Source organism: Saccharopolyspora sp. NPDC049426, from assembly GCF_040676935.1.
Lineage (GTDB): Bacteria > Actinomycetota > Actinomycetes > Mycobacteriales > Pseudonocardiaceae > Saccharopolyspora.
Window position 1 is genome coordinate 1 of the sequence record NZ_JBFAPZ010000021.1, and the last position, 15,951, is coordinate 15,951.

Here is a 15,951-nt window from a genome sequence, read left to right on the forward strand (position 1 = left end):
TAGGCCTTGTCGGCCAGCACCCGCTCCGGGCGGGTGCGCGGGCGTCCGCGTCCGCCACGTGCGACCCGGATCGCCTCCAGTACGGCGGTCATCTGGGGGCTGTCGGCGCGTTGACCGGCGGTAATCAGTAGCGATAACGGCTTACGGCCTTGTTCACAGGCCAGGTGGATCTTCGTGGTGAGCCCACCACGGGAGCGTCCCAGCGCGTGATCGGCCGGTTCGTCGCCGGGCGGTTCGACCTGCTCATCGGGCCGGGGGGCGAGCTCCGGCGGCGTGCTGGTGGGCCCGGTTGATCGTGGAATCCACTGACACCTGCCAGTCGATCAGGCCCGCCTGTTCCGCCCACGCCCGCAGCGCCGAGAGAATCCAGGGCCACACGCCCTCACGCTGCCAGCGGCGAAACAGCTGGTAGATCGACTGCCAATGCCCATAGCGTTCCGGCACGTCCCGCCACGGAGCACCGACCCGCACCCGCCACCGGACCCCATTGAGTAACTGCCGACGTGTCCACTTCGGACGACGTCCCACGACCGGCTGAGGCGGCAACACGCGCTGCAACGCCGCCCATTGCCGGTCCGTCAGATCCTTACGCGCGCCAACCGATACGCTTCCCACCGAGGTCTCCGGATAGATGTCGATCTTCTTGGTCGTTGATCCATCTACCGGAGACCTCTCTACTTCCCGACAGCACCCCTCGTTCCTAAACAGCTCCTAGGCGGATGAGGGCGTCCACCGCGTGTTCCGGGTCTGGGTCGCAGCCGGTCATGTCCATGGTCATGCCGCCTACTCCGTCGCCGTGGACGTTCTCGGCGCTTTCCCACGGGCGGACCAGGGGGCGGCGGCAGCCGAGGTGGATCGGGACCTCGCCCAGCCGGCCTGCGACGTTGAGGGTCAGGAAGGCGTTGCGGATCTGCTGGTCGAAGCCGACGTTGCCGGCGACCATGGTGATCGCGCGCAGGTCTGCTCGGGGGTCGAGGAGGCCGACGATCAGGGCGATGCAGTCGTCCTGGGCGGTGTCCGTGTCGATCACAAGAGGCACCTTCGGGGTCGTCATGTCGGCTCCTGTTCGGGCGGATGTCGGTCGCGACCGCAATACTCGCCCCGCGATCAACCGGCGCACCAGGGAGGCGACATGCCGACGCAGATCTCCACGTTCTTGATGTTCCAGAACGGCAAGGCCGAGGAGGCGATGAACTTCTACATCAGCCTGTTCGACGACGCCGAGGTGCTCGCCATCAGCCGTTACGGCCCTGGTGAGCAGGGGGCTGAAGGATCCGTGCAGCACGCCACGTTCACCTTGTGCGGGCGGCAGTACATGTGCATCGACTCGCCCGTGTCGCACGCCTTCGACTTCACGCCGTCGGTGTCGCTGTACGTCGACTGCGTCGACGAGCAGCAGCGGGACCGGCTCCACCAGGCGCTTTCCGAGGACGGCGGGGTGCTGATGCCACCGGACGACTACGGGTTCTCGCGTAAGTTCAGCTGGGTCAACGATCGGTACGGGGTTTCCTGGCAGCTCAACCTCCCGCACAACTGAGCGATCTTGCAACGCTAAGGTCTGCGCATCCGTTCCGATTCGATTGGGAGCCGATGACGACCGTCAGCGATCGCGCAGCAGAAACGCTCACCGTGCTTCGGCCGGACGTCCGGGAAGCCGCCGAGAACGCCGACGCCGCAGTTCTCCGCCCCGAAGACCAGTCCCAACTGGGCGAGGCCGATCGGGCGCGGATCGCGCTTCGCGTCGCGCTGGTCAACGAGTCCCCCTCCTACGCCGACTCGGTGGCCGTCGCGCTCGACGACGCCGAGGTCGTGCGGGACGTCGAGCGCTGGGGTGAGCTGCCCGAGTCGACGCAGGCGCTGCTGGCGCACTGCGAGCAGGTCGCGCTCGACCCGGCGGACGTGGGCGCCGACGAGATCGCCGAACTGCGGGAGCACTTCAGCCCCGCCCAGGTCGTCACCGCCACGCAGGTCGCCGCCTACGCGAGCTTCCGGGTGCGGTTGGAGAGCGGGCTGCGGCTGGTGGCCGGCGCCGGGGACGGTCCCGCGTCCCAGGCCGGTATCACCATCGAGGCCGGTGCGGCCGCCGACGGGTTCGCGCTGTCGACGCCCGACCAGGCGTTCCCGTCGATGCGGTGGGCGTCGCGGGTCGTGTCCGGCGGTGACTTCGTGGAGACCCTCAAGCTCGACGCCGGGGTGCTGTCGGCGCAGACCCTGCTGCGCGAGGCGATCATGACCGGTCACGGCGCTCTGGGCCGGGCTGATCGCGAACTCGCCGCGCTGGCGACCTCGCTGATCAACGGGTGCGGCTACTGCACGGCCGTGCACGGCAAGCGGCAGGTGGAGCTGTCCGGTGACCCGCTGACCGCCGTGGTGCTCGCCGAGGCCGGTCCCGCCGCCATCGCCGACGAGCGGCTGCGGGCCGTCGTCGACGTCGCCGGGGCCCTCACCTACACGCCGGCCGCGCTCACCGCCGCCGACGTCCGACGGCTGCACGCCGCCGGGCTCGGCGCCGACGACGTGCACGACCTGGTCGCCGTGTCGTCGATGTTCGCCTGGGACAACCGGCTGATCATGACCCTCGGCAACGCCGTGCGTTCCTAGTTCCTCCTGCGGATCGGCCTCTCTCGGGTGACAGTGGGGTGACCTGCGGCGTGTCGTGGCGGACCCGTCGGGGTAGTCGTTGCGTGCGGAAACCGAGGGAGGCTCCCCATGGTTCAACTCACGACCGAGCCAATGATCGTCAAAACCCCTGCCGGAGAGCTCGAAGGGGACCTTGTGATGCCACCGCCTGCACGGGCGGTGGTTTTGTTCGCGCATGGTTCCGGCAGCTCACGGCGCAGTCCGCGCAACCGCGCGGTCGCCGAGTCCCTGCACAACGCGGGCTTCGGCACCCTGCTGCTGGACATGCTCACGCCTGACGAGGCGTCGATCGACCAGCGAACGCACGAGTACCGGTTCGACATCGACCTGCTGGCCGAGCGGCTCACGCCCGCCATCGACGCGCTCGGCTCCTGGCAGGCCACGCGCGGCATGCCGGTCGGCCTGTTCGGCGCGAGCACGGGCGCGGCCGCGGCGATGAAGGCCGCCGCGCGTCGTCCGGACCGGGTCAACGCCGTGGTGTCGCGGGGTGGTCGTCCCGATCTCGGAGGCGACGGGCTGGCCGAGGTGCAGGCCCCGACGCTGCTGATCGTCGGCGGCGACGACCGCGAAGTGCTCAACCTCAACCGGCAGACCGCCGAGCTGCTCACCTCATTGCCCCTGACCGACGTCAAGATCGAGATCGTGCCGCACGCAGGGCACCTCTTCGAGGAGCGCGGAGCCCTGGAGAAGGTCGCCGAACTCGCCGACCGGTGGTTCTGCAAGTACCTCGGTGCCGGGCACAGCAAGCAGACCGGCCCCGACGGCGGTCACTTCAAGCCGCCGGAACCCCGTCGCCGGCCGCCGATGATGTAGTCCTGCACCGCCTGGTAGCCGGGCACGTCCGCCGCCGTGGCACCACCCGCGCGGATCTCCCGCGCCGTGGTGACCGCGGCGTGCAGGGCCGCTCGGTAGAGGAACGAGCCGGTGCTGATGCGCGCGACGCCCAGGGCGGCCAGCTCCTCGATGCTCTGGCCCGGCTTGTAGAGGACGTTGACCGGGACGTCGACCGCCTCGACCAGGGCTCGGACGTCGTCCTCGGCGCTGATGCCGGGGACGAAGACGCCGCTGGCTCCCGCCCCGGCGTAGCGGCGGGCTCGTTCCAGCGCGTCGGGCAGGGACGGGTTCGGGTTGAGCCAGTGGGTGTCGGTTCGGGCGTTGAGGAACAGGTCCGGAGCTCGGTCTCGGATCGCTGCGATGCGCTGCTCGTGGAGGGCCGGGTCGCAGAGCTCGTCCTCGATGTTGATGCCCGCGATGCCGAGATCGGCCAGTTCCGCGGCGAAATCGCCGATCTCGGCCGGGCTGAGGCGGAAACCGGCCTCGATGTCGACCGTGATCGGGACGGGCAGCCCGACGATCTTCTTCGCGAGGTCGAGCGTCTCGTCCCGCGTTCCCCCGCTGCCGTCCGGCACGCCGTGAACCGCCGCGACGCCGAGACTCGTGGTGCCGATCGCGGCGAACCCCGCATCGGCCAGCGCGGCGGCGGAGGCGAAGTCCCAGGCGTTGGGCAATAGCAGCGGCTCGGCACTTTCGTGCAGTGCGTGGAAGTCCATGCGCCGCACCGTAGAGGCCGGGGCCGACACGCCGCGCCTTCGCCCGTCGGGGTGAGGAAATTCGAATTTCGCGCGAAATTCGAACGGCCGACCCCGTCGGGACACAGCCTTCGGAGCAAGGCCTGGTCCGGGCGGCGGTGTCTCAGGGCGGCTTCCCTGCAGCTTGCCCTTGGGGCGGCGGTTGCTCGGGTGGGGTTCTCGTCAGCGGGGCATGCGGCGCCAGATGGGCTGGGGGAGGTAGTGCATGGCCGCGAAGACCCAGCGGAGGATGCCGGGGACCCAGACGACCCTGCGGCCTCGGTGGAGGGCCTTGTCGGTGGCGTCGGCGACCTGGTCCGGCGTCGACGACCAGGGGGCCGGGTCCATGCCGGTGGTCATCCGGCCGATGACGAAGCCGGGCCGGACGATCAGCAGCGACACACCGCTGCCCACCAGGGCGTCGGAGAGGCCGTTGGCGAAGCCGTCGAGGCCGGCCTTGGCGGAGCCGTAGACGTAGTTGGCGCGGCGGACCCGGACACCGGCGACCGAGGAGAACACCACGATCTGGCCGTGACCCTGCTCGCGCAGCAAGTTCGCCAGGTGCGTGAGGACGTTGACGTGGGCGACGTAGTCGATGTGCACGACGTCGACCGCGTGCGCGGCCTCGGACTCGGCGCGCTGCTGGTCACCGAGGATCCCGAAGGAGATGACCGCGGTGCCGATCGGGCCGTGCTCGTCGGCCAGGTCGCGCAGCAGCGCTTCGTGGGTGTCCAGCCGGGCGGCGTCGAACTCGACCCGCACGACCTCGTCGGCACCTGCTTCGAGCAGCGCCGACTCCTGCTCGTCGAGGTCCTGCGAACGCCGGGCCGCGAGGATCACCTTGCCGTTCCCGCGCCGCACCAGGCGGTCCGCGACCGCCACGCCGATCTCGCTCCGGCCACCCAGGATCAGTACCGCTCCGCTCATCGCGGTCATCCTGCCACTACCCCGGCAACACCCGGTGCACCCCCGGTGGCTTGCCGGGCAACGTTTTCCGGTTTCCCGCACGGGCGCGGCCGGTTCAGTCGCGCAAGTCACCCGCACCTCAAACAGAGGGCTGTTTACCGGCTGATGCCCCCGGCATACTCTTAGTACGAGATCATTCCCCCACGAAGGCAACCGAGCGGATCCCTCTCATGGCTGACGCCCACCCGCAGATCGACACCACCAAGCCCAGCATCGCGCGCGTGTACGACGCGTTCGTCGGCGGCAAGGACAACTTCGAGGTCGATCGCGAGGTATTGCGGCAGATTCAGCAGCTCGCCCCGGAAGCCATCCAGGTCGGCAGGCAGTGCCGCGCTTGGCTGATCCGCGTCGTGCGCTTCATGGCGGGCAACGCCGGTGTCGACCAGTTCCTCGACCTGGGATCGGGCCTGCCGACCGCGGAGAACACCCACCAGGCGGCGCAGCGGATCAACCACGAGACGACGGTCATCTACGTCGACAACGACCCCTCGGTCGCGGCGCACGGCCGCGCGCTGCTGGAGGAGAACGAGTTCACCCACTTCGCGGTCGCCGACCTGCGCGATCCCGAGGAAGTGCTCAACCACGAGTCGGTCCGCAAGTACCTGGACCTGGACCGCCCGGTGGGGTTGATCCACAGCAACACGCTGCACCACGTCACCAACGACGAGAACCCCGCGGCGATCATGCGCACCTACCTCGACGCGCTGACCTCCGGCTCGTACCTGGCGATCTCGCACCTGCACAACCCGGGCGACGGCAGCTCCCGCGCGCAGCTCGCCGAGGAGTCGCAGGTCAAGTTCAACTCGATGATGGGCAGCTGCTACTACCGCAGTCGCGAGGGCATCCAGGAGCTGTTCGCCGATCTGGAGATGATCGAGCCCGGCCTGGTCAACCTCTTCGACTGGTGGCCGGACGGCCCGCGCCTGACCGAGCCCTCGGACGGCGAGTACAACCTGCTCGGCGGCGTCGGCCGGAAGCGCTGACGCCGGAACTCGGCACGAAGGGCGCCTTTCCGGGTTCGGTGGCGATTCCTCGGTCGGAAACCGCCACCCTTGACCGCAAAGGCGCCCGGTCGAGCTCACATGGCCTGGCGCGAAGTCCAGTGCCGCATCGCGTGTTCCACGAGCGCGATCAGGGTGCGCTTGGTGGATTCCCGGTCCCGGGCATCCACCGGGCCGATCGGCACCTCAGGCCCGATCGCCATCGCTTCCCGCACCTGTTCGAGCGAGTGCAGCATCTGCCCGTCGAACATGTTCACGCCCACCAGGTAGGGCAGGCCGCGGTCCTCGAAGAAGTCGATCGCCGAGAACGAGTCCGCCAGCCGGCGGGTGTCGACCAGCACGACGGCGCCGATGGCACCGCGCACCAGGTCGTCCCACATGAACCAGAACCGCTGCTGCCCGGGAGTGCCGAACAGGTAGAGGATCAGGTCCGAGGCCAGCGAGATGCGGCCGAAGTCCATGGCGACCGTGGTGGTGGTCTTGTTCGGAGTCGCGTCGAGGTCGTCGACGCCCTTGGAAGCCTCCGTCATGACCGCTTCGGTGGTCAGCGGAACGATTTCCGAGACCGAACCGACGAACGTCGTTTTGCCCACACCGAACCCGCCCGCGACGACGATCTTCGCCGACGTCGAGCTGGTGCCACCCCGGTTGGCAGCCTCCGGCATCGAGCCGAGCTGGGGTGCGCTATAGCCGACGGAGTCCACTCAAAACCCTTTCCATCAACATCATGTGTGGTGCGCTACCGCTTTCGCTCACCGTGCTGTGCACGGTGATCAATCCGAGTTCGGCCATGTCGGCCAGCAGCACGCGGGCGACCCCGATCGGCACCGACAGCAGTGCCCCCACCTCGGCCACCGAACGCGGTTGCTGGCACAGCTCGGCGATCGACTGGTGCTCCAGCCGGACCGGTGCGCCGGGTCGGTAATTCTCGCCGACCGAAACCAGGGTCTCGATGGCCAGTTCGTAGTTCGACTTCGTCCGGCCGCCGGTCCAGGTGTAGGACCGGATGCTGGAGGCTACGGGAGCTTCGGGAACGGCGTCGGCAGGGTCCTGCGACACCGTCCTGGCACGCTGGTCCAGCTCATGGTCCTGCGGCGATTCCGGCTCCTCGCGCCCCTTGCGCTTGTCCCGCTTGGGCTTGGCGCCGAACGTGAACGCGTTGACGACATCGGCGAAGCTGTCATCGCCCGAGTTCTGCCGTCTTCGGTCTCGACGTGGGTATTCCGAGCGTCTGCTCATCGCGTCCTCACACCAGTTGACCCGACACAGCGCCCGCGCTGTTCTGCAGCTGGGTGCGGATCTCCGGAGTGAGCATCTGGCCGACGCGCTCGACCAGCATGGTCATCTCGTACGCGATCAGCCCCATGTCGCACTGCGGAGCGGCGAGCACCGTCAGGCACGAACCGTCGCTGATGCCCATCTGCAGCAGGGTGCCCCGGTCCATCTCCACGATCGTCTGCACGACCCGGCCGGCCTCGAAGCACTTCGCCGATCCCTGCGTCAGGCTCAGCAGACCAGAGGCCACAGCGGCGAGCTGATCGGCACGATCCCTGGGCAGCGTCGCCGAAGCGGTCAGCACCAGTCCATCAGCCGAGACCACGATCGCGTGCGCCACTCCCTGCACGCGTTCGGTGAAGTCCGTGATCAGCCAGCCGAACCTGCGGGAAATAGTCTGTGCGCTCATGCAACCTCCTGTTCGTTGCCGAGATGATCACGTGTCTTCTCGCGTGTGTCCACCACTCAGCCCTCGTCGGTCATCCGGTGCCGGCCACGGCTGACGCCGCCTTGGAAGTCGGACAGCCTGCTGCGCAACGCGTTCGGGTCGCGCTGGAGCCGTCGTGGCTGGCTCGGCTGCTGGGACTGGTTGGACACGCTTCCCGGGACCAGGTTCGCCTTCGGCTTGCGCCGGGGCAGCCCGGCGCTGGTGAACGACGTCTCCTGCGGGTTCGCCGCGGCTTCCGCCGCCTCGCGGGCCTTGTCCGCGGCGAAGTCCCAGGCTTGCGCCTCCGGGGTCTGCGGGATCCAGGGCTGGGCCTGGGGCAGTTCGGGAGCCTGCTCCGAGGAGTCCGGGGGCCACGGCTTGAACGCCGACTCCGGGTCGGTGTGGCCGAACTGGACCCCGTTGTGCGCCAGCTGCTTGCTGATGTCCTCGGCGCTGCGGCTCTTGGGAGCTTCCTCGGCGGCGGGTTCAGCGGCGGCCCGGTTGCGCGGCTTGCGCTGCGGCAGACCGGACGAGGTCAGCTGCGGCTCGTCGTCCTCGGCGGGCTTTCCGGAGGTGAACAGCGCGGAGTCGCCGTCCTTGGTCTCCGGCCAGTGGAACTCGCCGGTCTCCGAGATCGAGTCCGACGCCGCGGGCATGAACCACTGCCCCGCCAGGTCGTTCCGGGCCGGTTCCTCGGCGGGCTCCTCGGTCTCCTCCCGGGTCACGGGCCGGTCGTAGTCCAGCGAGGAACCGAAGAAGCTGTTGGTCTGCGAGTCCTCACCCCCGGCCGGCGAGAAGAAGTCGTTGGCCTGGCCGGAGCCGGAGTCGAAGAAACCGCTCCCGTCGAACTGGCCCGAGCGCTCGGCCTGGTCGTGGGGGAAGACCGGCTCGAACAGGCTGGTCGGCGCGTTGGCGTTGTACTCCTCGTCGCCGTGCGCCAAGCCCTGTTCGTCGTCCTGGGCCAGGACCGGCTCGTGGGTCTGCCAACCGTCGTCCTCGGGCCGGTCCTGGTCGGGAACCCGCTGCGGTAGCGGCGAACCCGCGCCCGGGAACGAGGTCTGCAATCCCGGCAGCGAGTGGCCGTTGACCTGCGCGGGCGGCGCTGACGGCGGCATCTGCGACTGGCCGCTCGGCTGGGCGGAGACCACGTGCTCGGCCGGGACCAGGACCGTGGCGCGCACGCCCTCGACGTCGGGACCGCCGTGCAGCTCGACGCTGATGCCGTGCCGCGCGGCCAGGCGTCCGGCCACGAACAGGCCCATCCGGCGCGAGGTCGAGATGTCGTCCTCGGCGACGCGGGCGAGCCGCTGGTTGGCGGAGGCCAGGTCGTCGTCGCCCATGCCGATGCCGTTGTCGAGGACGTCGAGTACGACCGTGCCGTCGCCGGACTGGTAGCTGGAGACGGTCACGACGGTGTCCGGCGCGGAGAAGTTCGCGCCGTTGTCCATCAGCTCGGCGACCAGGCGCACCAGGTCGCTGGCGGTGTTGCCGCGCAGCTTCACCGACGGGGTCGGCTGCACCGCGATCCGCGGGTACTGCTCGATCTCCGAGACCGCGGAACGCAGCACGTCGGCGAGGTCGGTGGGCTGGGTGAAGCGGCGGGCCAGGTCGCTGCCGGAGAGGACCATGAGGTTCTCGTTGTTCCGGCGCATCCGGGTCGCGAGGTTGTCGAGCTGGAAGAGCCTGGCCAGCTGGTCGGAGTCTTCCTCGTCCTGCTCCAGCTCCTCGAACAGGCGCAGCTGGCGTTCCAGCAGGGCCTGACTGCGGCGGGACACGCTGACGAACGCGTCGCTGTAGCCGCGGCGCAGGTCGGCCTGCTCGACTGCCAGGCGCAGCGCCTGCCGGTTGACCTCGTCGAAGGCCCGCGCCACCTGGCCGACCTCCTCGGTGGTGTTGACCGGCAGCGGCGGCACCTCGGCCTCCGCGCCCTTGCCCTCGCGGACCGCGGTGACCGCCGAGGGCAGGTCGTACTCGGCCGCGTCCAGCGCGCCGATCCGCAGTTCGCGCAGCGAGCCGAGCAGCTGGCGGGTGATCATGATGATCACGCCGGCGGCGGCGATCAGCGAGGCCAGCAGCATCACCGAGTCCCACCCGGCGCGGTCGCTGGCGTCATCGGCCAGGCCCTGCGCGATGGTGCGAACCTCGTTCGCCAGCTCGCCGCGACCGCCTTCGATGGTCGCCGCGGAGCCGTCGCTGGTGCTGTTCCACGCCTCGCGCTCGACGGAGAAGCCCCGGCTGGACTTGCTGTCGGTGCTCTCCAGAACGATCACACCGAGCATCTGGTTGCGCTGCACGATCGCCGGGACCTGGAGCTGCTCCGCGAGGCGCTGCTGCCAGTGCTTGGCCACACCGGAGCTCGCGTCGTTGATCTTCGACAGCAGTCGGGCGCGGGAACCGGAGAGGTTGTCGAGCGTGGGTGCGTCCAGCGAGCCGTCCCGCAGCCCGGACAGCACCAGCGCCTGCTGGAGCCGGACCTCCTCGGTCAGGCTGAGCAGGTCGGTCAGCGCGGTCGCGGTGCTGGAGATCTGGGGGTCGGCGACGCTGGTGGTCAGCGCGCGGTCCAGCGCGAGCGCCGCGCGCACGGCCTGGCTGTAGGCGCCGACGGCCTGCATAGCGGTGACCCGCTTGGCCTGGACGCCGGCGCGCACCGCGGCCAGTCCGTCCAGCGCCTTGCGGGTCTCGGCGAAGCGCTCGTGGACGACGTCGGTGTAGACGTCGTTCTCGGTGAGGATGACCCGCAGGTTCTCGGCCGCCTTGTCGGTGGCTCCGACCTGCTCGGTGAAGGTGCCGATGTCGCCGTCACCGACGAGGTTCTCCACTGCGTGGTTTCGCTCCAGCTGCAGACCGCTGGTCAGCGGTTCCAGCTGGTCTTCGGCGTCGAGCACCTGCGCGACCCGGCCGTACTGATCGGCCTGGTCGACCTGCCACTGGATCTGACCGACACCGAGCGTGATCGCGAACAGCACGGGGACCAGCACGACGGCGGCCAGCTTCGTGGGCAGCGACCAGTTGCGCCACTGCAGGAAGCCGGCGGACCGCCGGTCCCCGCTCACGAGCGATCTCCCTGTGCGTCTCCGCGCTGGTCAAGCAGGCGTGTCGAACAAAGCGTAGGCGAACGGCGCATGCGTGCGGTCCCGCAATCGTCGTGCTGATGGTCTGGGGTGAAAGGCAGGCCTGCCGGGAGGGCGCGGGGTCGGCGAACCAACGCGAGACTCCCTGCCTTCACGATCTCAACGATACTCAGCGTCACCAATGACTTCCCCGGCCGGTACATTCCGGACACTGGTATCGAACCGTGACCCTTCCCGTTCGCACGACTACCTCTCAGTGCCCAAGCACTATATGCCCCTGCCGCAAGGAAAGCACCGGGGGCTTTTTCGCAATGCGCTACGCCAAACAGGCGAGATCACGCCGAGTGTTCAATCAGTTCGGGAGCGCTTCACGCAATTTCACCCGTTCGGGCTAAAACAACCTCGGAACTCTTCCCCGAGAGAGGCTGTAACGCCTGGTCAGCGACTTTCGATCTTCAAGAGGCAGGTCCCTGACCTGGCCTTACCCGCCAGTAACCGAGAGTCGCCCACCCGTCGCGGACTCCCGGCTCCGGCCCTGCTCAGACGGGTGAAATGGAAGACCGCAGGTGGTGCTCCCCACAGTGTCGATAGCGGTAGAACAGTGATAAGAATTGCCCGCCTCCGCCAGCTCGGCGACCCCGGCCGGCACACCCTGAAGCCCCAGGAAGGATGCATGAGCAACGCAACGCAATCCGCGCTGCGCGGTTCCCCCCGCGAGCCCGGAAATCAACGCGCGGCGTTCGGCGGAATCGAGAAGAGCGCGGTTCGCACAACCGCCGACCGGCCCGATTTCACCGCAATCCAGCAGAGCGCCGAATTCCGCAGCCTCCGCCGTCGACTTAAATGGTTCGTTTTCCCCGCGACGGCGTTTTTCCTCATCTGGTACTTGGGCTACGTGGTGGCCGCGGCGTACTTCCCCGAGGAGATGGCGAAGCCCGTCGTGGGCGACGTCAACGTCGGATTGCTGCTGGGAATCGGGCAGTTCGTGACCACCGTCGGGCTGACCACCCTCTACGTCAGGTTCGCCCGCCGCCACATCGACCCGCGCGTCGACGAAATCCGTGAGCAGGCCGGAGAGTTCGACCGATGAACCTTGCCCAACCCAACGTCATCCCCGACGACAGCGTCATCATCAACACCAGCGTCTTCGCGGCGTTCGTGCTGATCACGCTGTTCATCGTCTACCGCGTCAGCAACCGCGGCACGGCCAGCGACTACTTCGTCGCAGGCAGCGCCTTCAGCGGGGCGCAGAACGGCATCGCGCTGTCCGGTGACTACCTGTCGGCCGCGTCGTTCCTCGGCATCGCCGGCGCGATCGCCATCTACGGCTACGACGGCTTCCTCTACAGCATCGGCTTCCTGGTCGCATGGCTGGTCAACCTGCTGCTGCTGGCCGAACGCACCCGCAACACCGGCCGTTTCACCATGGGCGACGTGCTCAGCTTCCGGATGAAGCAGCGCCCGGTGCGTGCCGCGGCGGCGACGTCCACCCTGGCCATCACGATCATGTACATGATCGCCCAGATCGCCGGCGCCGGTGGTCTGGTGGCGCTGCTGCTCAACGTGCACGGCGACTTCGGACAGATGCTGGTGATGGTCGGCGTCGGCGCCGTCATGATGGTCTACGTGCTGGTCGGCGGCATGAAAGGCACCACGTGGGTGCAGATCATCAAGGCCACCATGCTCGTGCTGTGCGCCGTGCTGATCACGATCTTCCTGCTCGGCAAGTTCAGCTACAGCATGTCCGAGCTGCTCCGGGCCGCCGCTGACAACAACCCGCACGGGCGCGCGATCTTCGCTCCCGGTGCGCAGTACGGCAAGTCCGACATGACCAAGCTGGACTTCGTCTCGCTGTCGCTGGCACTGGTGCTCGGCGTCGGTGGTCTGCCGCACGTGCTGATGCGCTTCTACACCGTTCCCAACGCCCGCGAGGCGCGGCGTTCGGTGGTGTGGGCGACCTGGACGATGGCGATCTTCTACCTGTGCACGCTGATCATCGGCTACGGCGCGAGCGCCCTGGTCGGCAGCGACGCGATCCTGGCCGCACCCGGTGCGGAGAACTCGGCCGCACCGCTGCTTGCCTACCAGATCGGCGGCACTGTCCTGCTGGGCGTCATCTCGGCCGTCGCCTTCGCCACCATCCTGGCGGTGGTCGCGGGCCTGACGCTGACAGCATCGGCGTCGTTCGCGCACGACGTCTACGCCAGCGTGGTCCGCGGCGGTGAGGTCGACTCCGACCGGGTGGTGTGGGTGGCGCGGATGACGGCGCTGGTCATCGGCGTGGTCTCGATCGGCGGCGGCATCCTGGTGATGGGTCAGAACGTGGCGTTCCTGGTCGGACTGGCGTTCGCCTTCGCCGCCTCGGCCAACCTCTCCACGCTGCTGTACACGCTGTTCTGGAAGCGGTTCAACACCACCGGCACGCTCTGGGGCATCTACAGCGGGCTCATCTCCTGCCTGCTGCTGGTGGCCTTCTCGCCGGTCGTGTCGGGCTCTCCGGATTCGATCATCCCGAGCGTGGACTTCGCGTTCTTCCCGCTGAAGAACCCGGGCATCGTCTCGATCCCGATTTCGTTCCTGTTCGCCGCCATCGGCACCTTCGTGGGCAAGTCGGAGCAGGACGTCGAACGTCAGGCCGAGATGGAGGTCCGCTCCCTCACGGGAATCGGCTCGCGCAGCGGCTGACCTGCGCGAAAAGCGTTCGAAGGGCGCTGGCGGACCGAGCGGTCCGCCAGCGCCCTTCGTCGTCGCGGACCGGGTCGATGTTGGGCGTGGGCTCACTCACCCGAGGTGTTGCCGAGCGAGTTCCGACCGCTGCGCGTCACCGGTCTTCGTGCGTGCCCCGCACGAATTCGTCTTACCCGATCGGATACTGCTGGAATCGGGTTCCGGTCAATAAACTGGGAACCGTCCCGACCAACGCAGAACTTCGCCGAAAATCCGGTCGAGAAGCGAGCTGGCGGGCCAAGGGGGTTGTGATGCGCAAGCTTCGGAATGCCCTGTTAGGCATGGCGGTGGCCGCGATCGTGCCCATCTCCGGGCTCGGAACTCACATCGCGACCATCGCCCTCGAAATCAGAGATGTCCTGGTCCAGGCCGCGCACGCGGCTCCTGAGCAGGACACCACCGACTTCCTCGCCTTCGGCACCCGGATCCGCTCGGAACCCGGCACGACCGCCTCGGTGCGAGGAATCGGAAATCCCGGGGACACCGCGACGATTCACCGCAGGGTGATCGGCGAAACCATTGTCTGCGGGGACGGACGAGCCGTTTCGGAATGGCTCGACGTGACCAATGAGCGCAGCCAGATTTCAGGATTCGTGAGCGGCTGCTTCATTTGATTCCCTTTTTCAGCCCACCGCCGCAGCTGCGGCCCTTCCGGCCTGCCTGCCCGAGAACAGGCAGCCACCGAGGAAGGTGCCTTCCAGGGCTCGGTATCCGTGCACGCCGCCGCCACCGAAGCCGGCGACCTCTCCGGCCGCGTAGAGTCCCTCCAGCGGCGTCACCCCATCGGTGAGCACCCGGCCGTCCAGGTCGGTCTCCAGGCCGCCGAGGGTCTTGCGGGTCAGCAGGTTGAGCTTCACCGCGATGAGGGGCCCGGCCGCCGGGTCCAGCAGCCGGTGGGGCTCAGCCACCCGGATCAGCCGGTCCACCGCGTAGCGACGGGCCTCCCGGATCGCGTTGATCTGCAGGTCCTTGCCGAGCCCTGAGGCGACCTGGCGGTCCCGCTCGACGATGGTGCGTTCGAGCTCGGCGGCGTCGATGTGGCCGTCGCCGAGCTCGTTCATGCCCTCGGCGAGTGCGGCGACGCTGTTGCGGACGATGAAGTCCTCACCGCGCCGCACGAACTCCATCACCGGTCCGGGGGTCGCCCCGCCGCCGCGCTGCAGCAGCTGGCGGACGCTGCGGCCGGTGAGATCGGGGTTCTGCTCGGAGCCCGACAGGGCGAACTCGCGGCTGATGATGCGCCGGTTGAGCACGAACCACGTGTGCTCGTGGCCGGTGCCCATGATGTGCTGCAGCGTTCCCAAGGTGTCGAATCCGGGGAACAGCGGTGCGGGCAGCCGGTTGCCGTTCGCGTCCAGCCACAGCGACGAGGGGCCGGGCAGGATGCGGATGCCGTGCCTGGTCCACACGGGAGCGTAGTTGCGGATTCCCTCGGTGTAGTGCCACATCCGGTCCGGGTTGATGATCCGGCCACCGGTCTTGGCCACCACTTCGAGCATCCGCCCGTCGACGTGGTCGGGAACTCCGGCGATCATGTTCTTCGGCGGCTTGCCCAGGCGCTTGGGCCAGTTCTTGCGCACCAGCGGGAGGTTCCCGCCGATGCCGCCGGAGGTGACGACCACCGCCTGCGAGGCGAGTTCGAACTCCCCCTTGGTCTTTCGGGGACTCGGCTGACCGCGTTCGGCGTCGCTGGGGATGAGCACCTTGCCGCGCACGCCGGTGACGGCTCCGCCGGTGGTGACCAGTTCGGTGACGCGGTGCCGGAACCGCAGCTCGACGAGGCCCTTGGCCTCGGCCTCGCGGACCCGGCGGAGGAACGGTTCGAGCACGCCGGGGCCGGTGCCCCAGGTGACGTGGAAGCGCGGCACCGAGTTGCCGTGGCCGTAGGCGAGGTAACCGCCGCGTTCGGCCCACTGCACGAGCGGGAAGAACTTCACGCCCTGCGCGGTCAGCCACGCGCGCTTCTCGCCGGAGGCGAAGTCGACGTACGCCTCGGCCCACCGGCGGGGCCAGTGGTCCTCATCGCGGTCGAAGGCCGCGGTGCCCATCCAGTCCTGGAGGGCGAGTTCGTGCGAGTCGCGCACGCCGAGCCTGCGCTGCTCCGGGGAGTCCACCAGGAACAACCCGCCGAAGGACCAGTGCGCCTGACCTCCCAGGGAAGCCTCGGGTTCCTGGTCGACGAGCACCACGCGGCGACCGGCATCGGCCAGTTCCGCAGTGGCGACCAGGCCTGCCAGACCCGCGCCCACCACGATCACATCAGCGTCCAGCGCCAT

The 15,951-nt window shown here is 68.6% G+C and carries 17 protein-coding genes and 1 pseudogene; 7 read left to right on the forward strand and 11 right to left on the reverse strand.

All coding sequences use genetic code 11. The annotated features are described in order from the left end of the window. The 4 genes and pseudogenes from AB0J78_RS31330 to AB0J78_RS31345 all read right to left on the reverse strand — a co-directional run. On the reverse strand, window positions 1-302 hold a 302-nt coding region (locus tag AB0J78_RS31330), incomplete at its 3' end, for a transposase (protein WP_363795439.1). After that, entirely contained in the window at window positions 244-378 is a 135-nt protein-coding gene (locus AB0J78_RS31335) for a hypothetical protein (RefSeq protein ID WP_363795443.1), read from the reverse strand. The genes AB0J78_RS31335 and AB0J78_RS31330, both read right to left, overlap by 59 nt. Before the next feature lie 51 nt (window positions 379-429). Beyond that, window positions 430-615 (reverse strand): annotated as a pseudogene (locus AB0J78_RS31340) (transposase); the annotation flags it as partial. Between the two features lie 85 nt (window positions 616-700). After that, window positions 701-1,054, reverse strand: coding sequence for a nucleoside hydrolase (locus tag AB0J78_RS31345; RefSeq protein ID WP_363795312.1), 354 nt, complete (start codon window positions 1,052-1,054; stop codon window positions 701-703). A 78-nt stretch (window positions 1,055-1,132) separates the two neighbouring features. Here AB0J78_RS31345 and AB0J78_RS31350 point away from each other — a divergent pair, with 78 nt between their 5' ends. The 3 genes from AB0J78_RS31350 to AB0J78_RS31360 all read left to right on the forward strand — a co-directional run bounded on the left by AB0J78_RS31350 (window position 1,133) and on the right by AB0J78_RS31360 (window position 3,453). Then, window positions 1,133-1,537: a VOC family protein gene (locus tag AB0J78_RS31350; RefSeq protein ID WP_363795314.1), complete on the forward strand. Its 405-nt coding sequence runs from the start codon at window positions 1,133-1,135 to the stop codon at window positions 1,535-1,537. Between the two features lie 53 nt (window positions 1,538-1,590). Next, window positions 1,591-2,601: a peroxidase-related enzyme gene (locus AB0J78_RS31355; RefSeq protein ID WP_363795316.1), complete on the forward strand. Its 1,011-nt coding sequence runs from the start codon at window positions 1,591-1,593 to the stop codon at window positions 2,599-2,601. Window positions 2,602-2,778: 177 nt separating this feature from the next. Then, on the forward strand, window positions 2,779-3,453 hold the full coding sequence (locus AB0J78_RS31360; RefSeq protein ID WP_363795318.1) for an alpha/beta fold hydrolase: 675 nt from the start codon (window positions 2,779-2,781) through the stop codon (window positions 3,451-3,453). On the opposite strand, the gene AB0J78_RS31365 is transcribed toward AB0J78_RS31360, so the two are convergent. Next, window positions 3,408-4,190: an isocitrate lyase/phosphoenolpyruvate mutase family protein gene (locus AB0J78_RS31365; RefSeq protein ID WP_363795320.1), complete on the reverse strand. Its 783-nt coding sequence runs from the start codon at window positions 4,188-4,190 to the stop codon at window positions 3,408-3,410. The two genes, AB0J78_RS31360 and AB0J78_RS31365, sit on opposite strands and share 46 nt — an antisense overlap. A 201-nt stretch (window positions 4,191-4,391) precedes the next feature. Then, the gene (locus AB0J78_RS31370) at window positions 4,392-5,135 is read right to left on the reverse strand and encodes an SDR family NAD(P)-dependent oxidoreductase (protein WP_363795322.1); all 744 of its coding nucleotides are present in this window, start codon (window positions 5,133-5,135) and stop codon (window positions 4,392-4,394) included. 209 nt (window positions 5,136-5,344) lie between these two features. Between AB0J78_RS31370 and AB0J78_RS31375 the strand changes: the two genes are divergently transcribed. Continuing rightward, window positions 5,345-6,157, forward strand: a complete 813-nt coding sequence (locus AB0J78_RS31375) for an SAM-dependent methyltransferase (protein ID WP_363795324.1) — start codon at window positions 5,345-5,347, stop codon at window positions 6,155-6,157. Window positions 6,158-6,252: 95 nt separating this feature from the next. Here AB0J78_RS31375 and AB0J78_RS31380 read toward each other — a convergent pair whose 3' ends face one another. The 4 genes from AB0J78_RS31380 to AB0J78_RS31395 are packed head-to-tail and all read right to left on the reverse strand — an operon-like array spanning window position 6,253 to window position 10,930. Then, complete coding sequence (locus AB0J78_RS31380) at window positions 6,253-6,879, reverse strand: ATP/GTP-binding protein (protein WP_132673875.1); 627 nt, start codon at window positions 6,877-6,879, stop codon at window positions 6,253-6,255. After that, window positions 6,860-7,414, reverse strand: a complete 555-nt coding sequence (locus AB0J78_RS31385; protein ID WP_363795326.1) for a DUF742 domain-containing protein — start codon at window positions 7,412-7,414, stop codon at window positions 6,860-6,862. The genes AB0J78_RS31380 and AB0J78_RS31385 overlap by 20 nt, the downstream gene beginning before the upstream one ends. A gap of 7 nt (window positions 7,415-7,421) precedes the next feature. Then, the gene (locus AB0J78_RS31390; protein ID WP_132673877.1) at window positions 7,422-7,859 is read right to left on the reverse strand and encodes a roadblock/LC7 domain-containing protein; all 438 of its coding nucleotides are present in this window, start codon (window positions 7,857-7,859) and stop codon (window positions 7,422-7,424) included. 56 nt (window positions 7,860-7,915) lie between these two features. Continuing rightward, window positions 7,916-10,930, reverse strand: coding sequence for a nitrate- and nitrite sensing domain-containing protein (locus tag AB0J78_RS31395; protein ID WP_363795328.1), 3,015 nt, complete (start codon window positions 10,928-10,930; stop codon window positions 7,916-7,918). 565 nt (window positions 10,931-11,495) lie between these two features. Here AB0J78_RS31395 and AB0J78_RS31400 point away from each other — a divergent pair. The 3 genes from AB0J78_RS31400 (at window position 11,496) to AB0J78_RS31410 (ending at window position 14,289) form a co-directional block, all read left to right on the forward strand. After that, window positions 11,496-12,038, forward strand: coding sequence for a DUF485 domain-containing protein (locus AB0J78_RS31400; protein ID WP_363795330.1), 543 nt, complete (start codon window positions 11,496-11,498; stop codon window positions 12,036-12,038). Then, entirely contained in the window at window positions 12,035-13,633 is a 1,599-nt protein-coding gene (locus tag AB0J78_RS31405) for a cation acetate symporter (protein WP_363795332.1), read from the forward strand. Before AB0J78_RS31400 ends, AB0J78_RS31405 begins: the two co-directional genes overlap by 4 nt. A gap of 293 nt (window positions 13,634-13,926) precedes the next feature. Beyond that, the gene (locus AB0J78_RS31410; RefSeq protein ID WP_363795334.1) at window positions 13,927-14,289 is read left to right on the forward strand and encodes a hypothetical protein; all 363 of its coding nucleotides are present in this window, start codon (window positions 13,927-13,929) and stop codon (window positions 14,287-14,289) included. A gap of 9 nt (window positions 14,290-14,298) precedes the next feature. Here AB0J78_RS31410 and AB0J78_RS31415 read toward each other — a convergent pair whose 3' ends face one another. Next, complete coding sequence (locus AB0J78_RS31415; RefSeq protein ID WP_363795336.1) at window positions 14,299-15,951, reverse strand: FAD-binding dehydrogenase; 1,653 nt, start codon at window positions 15,949-15,951, stop codon at window positions 14,299-14,301.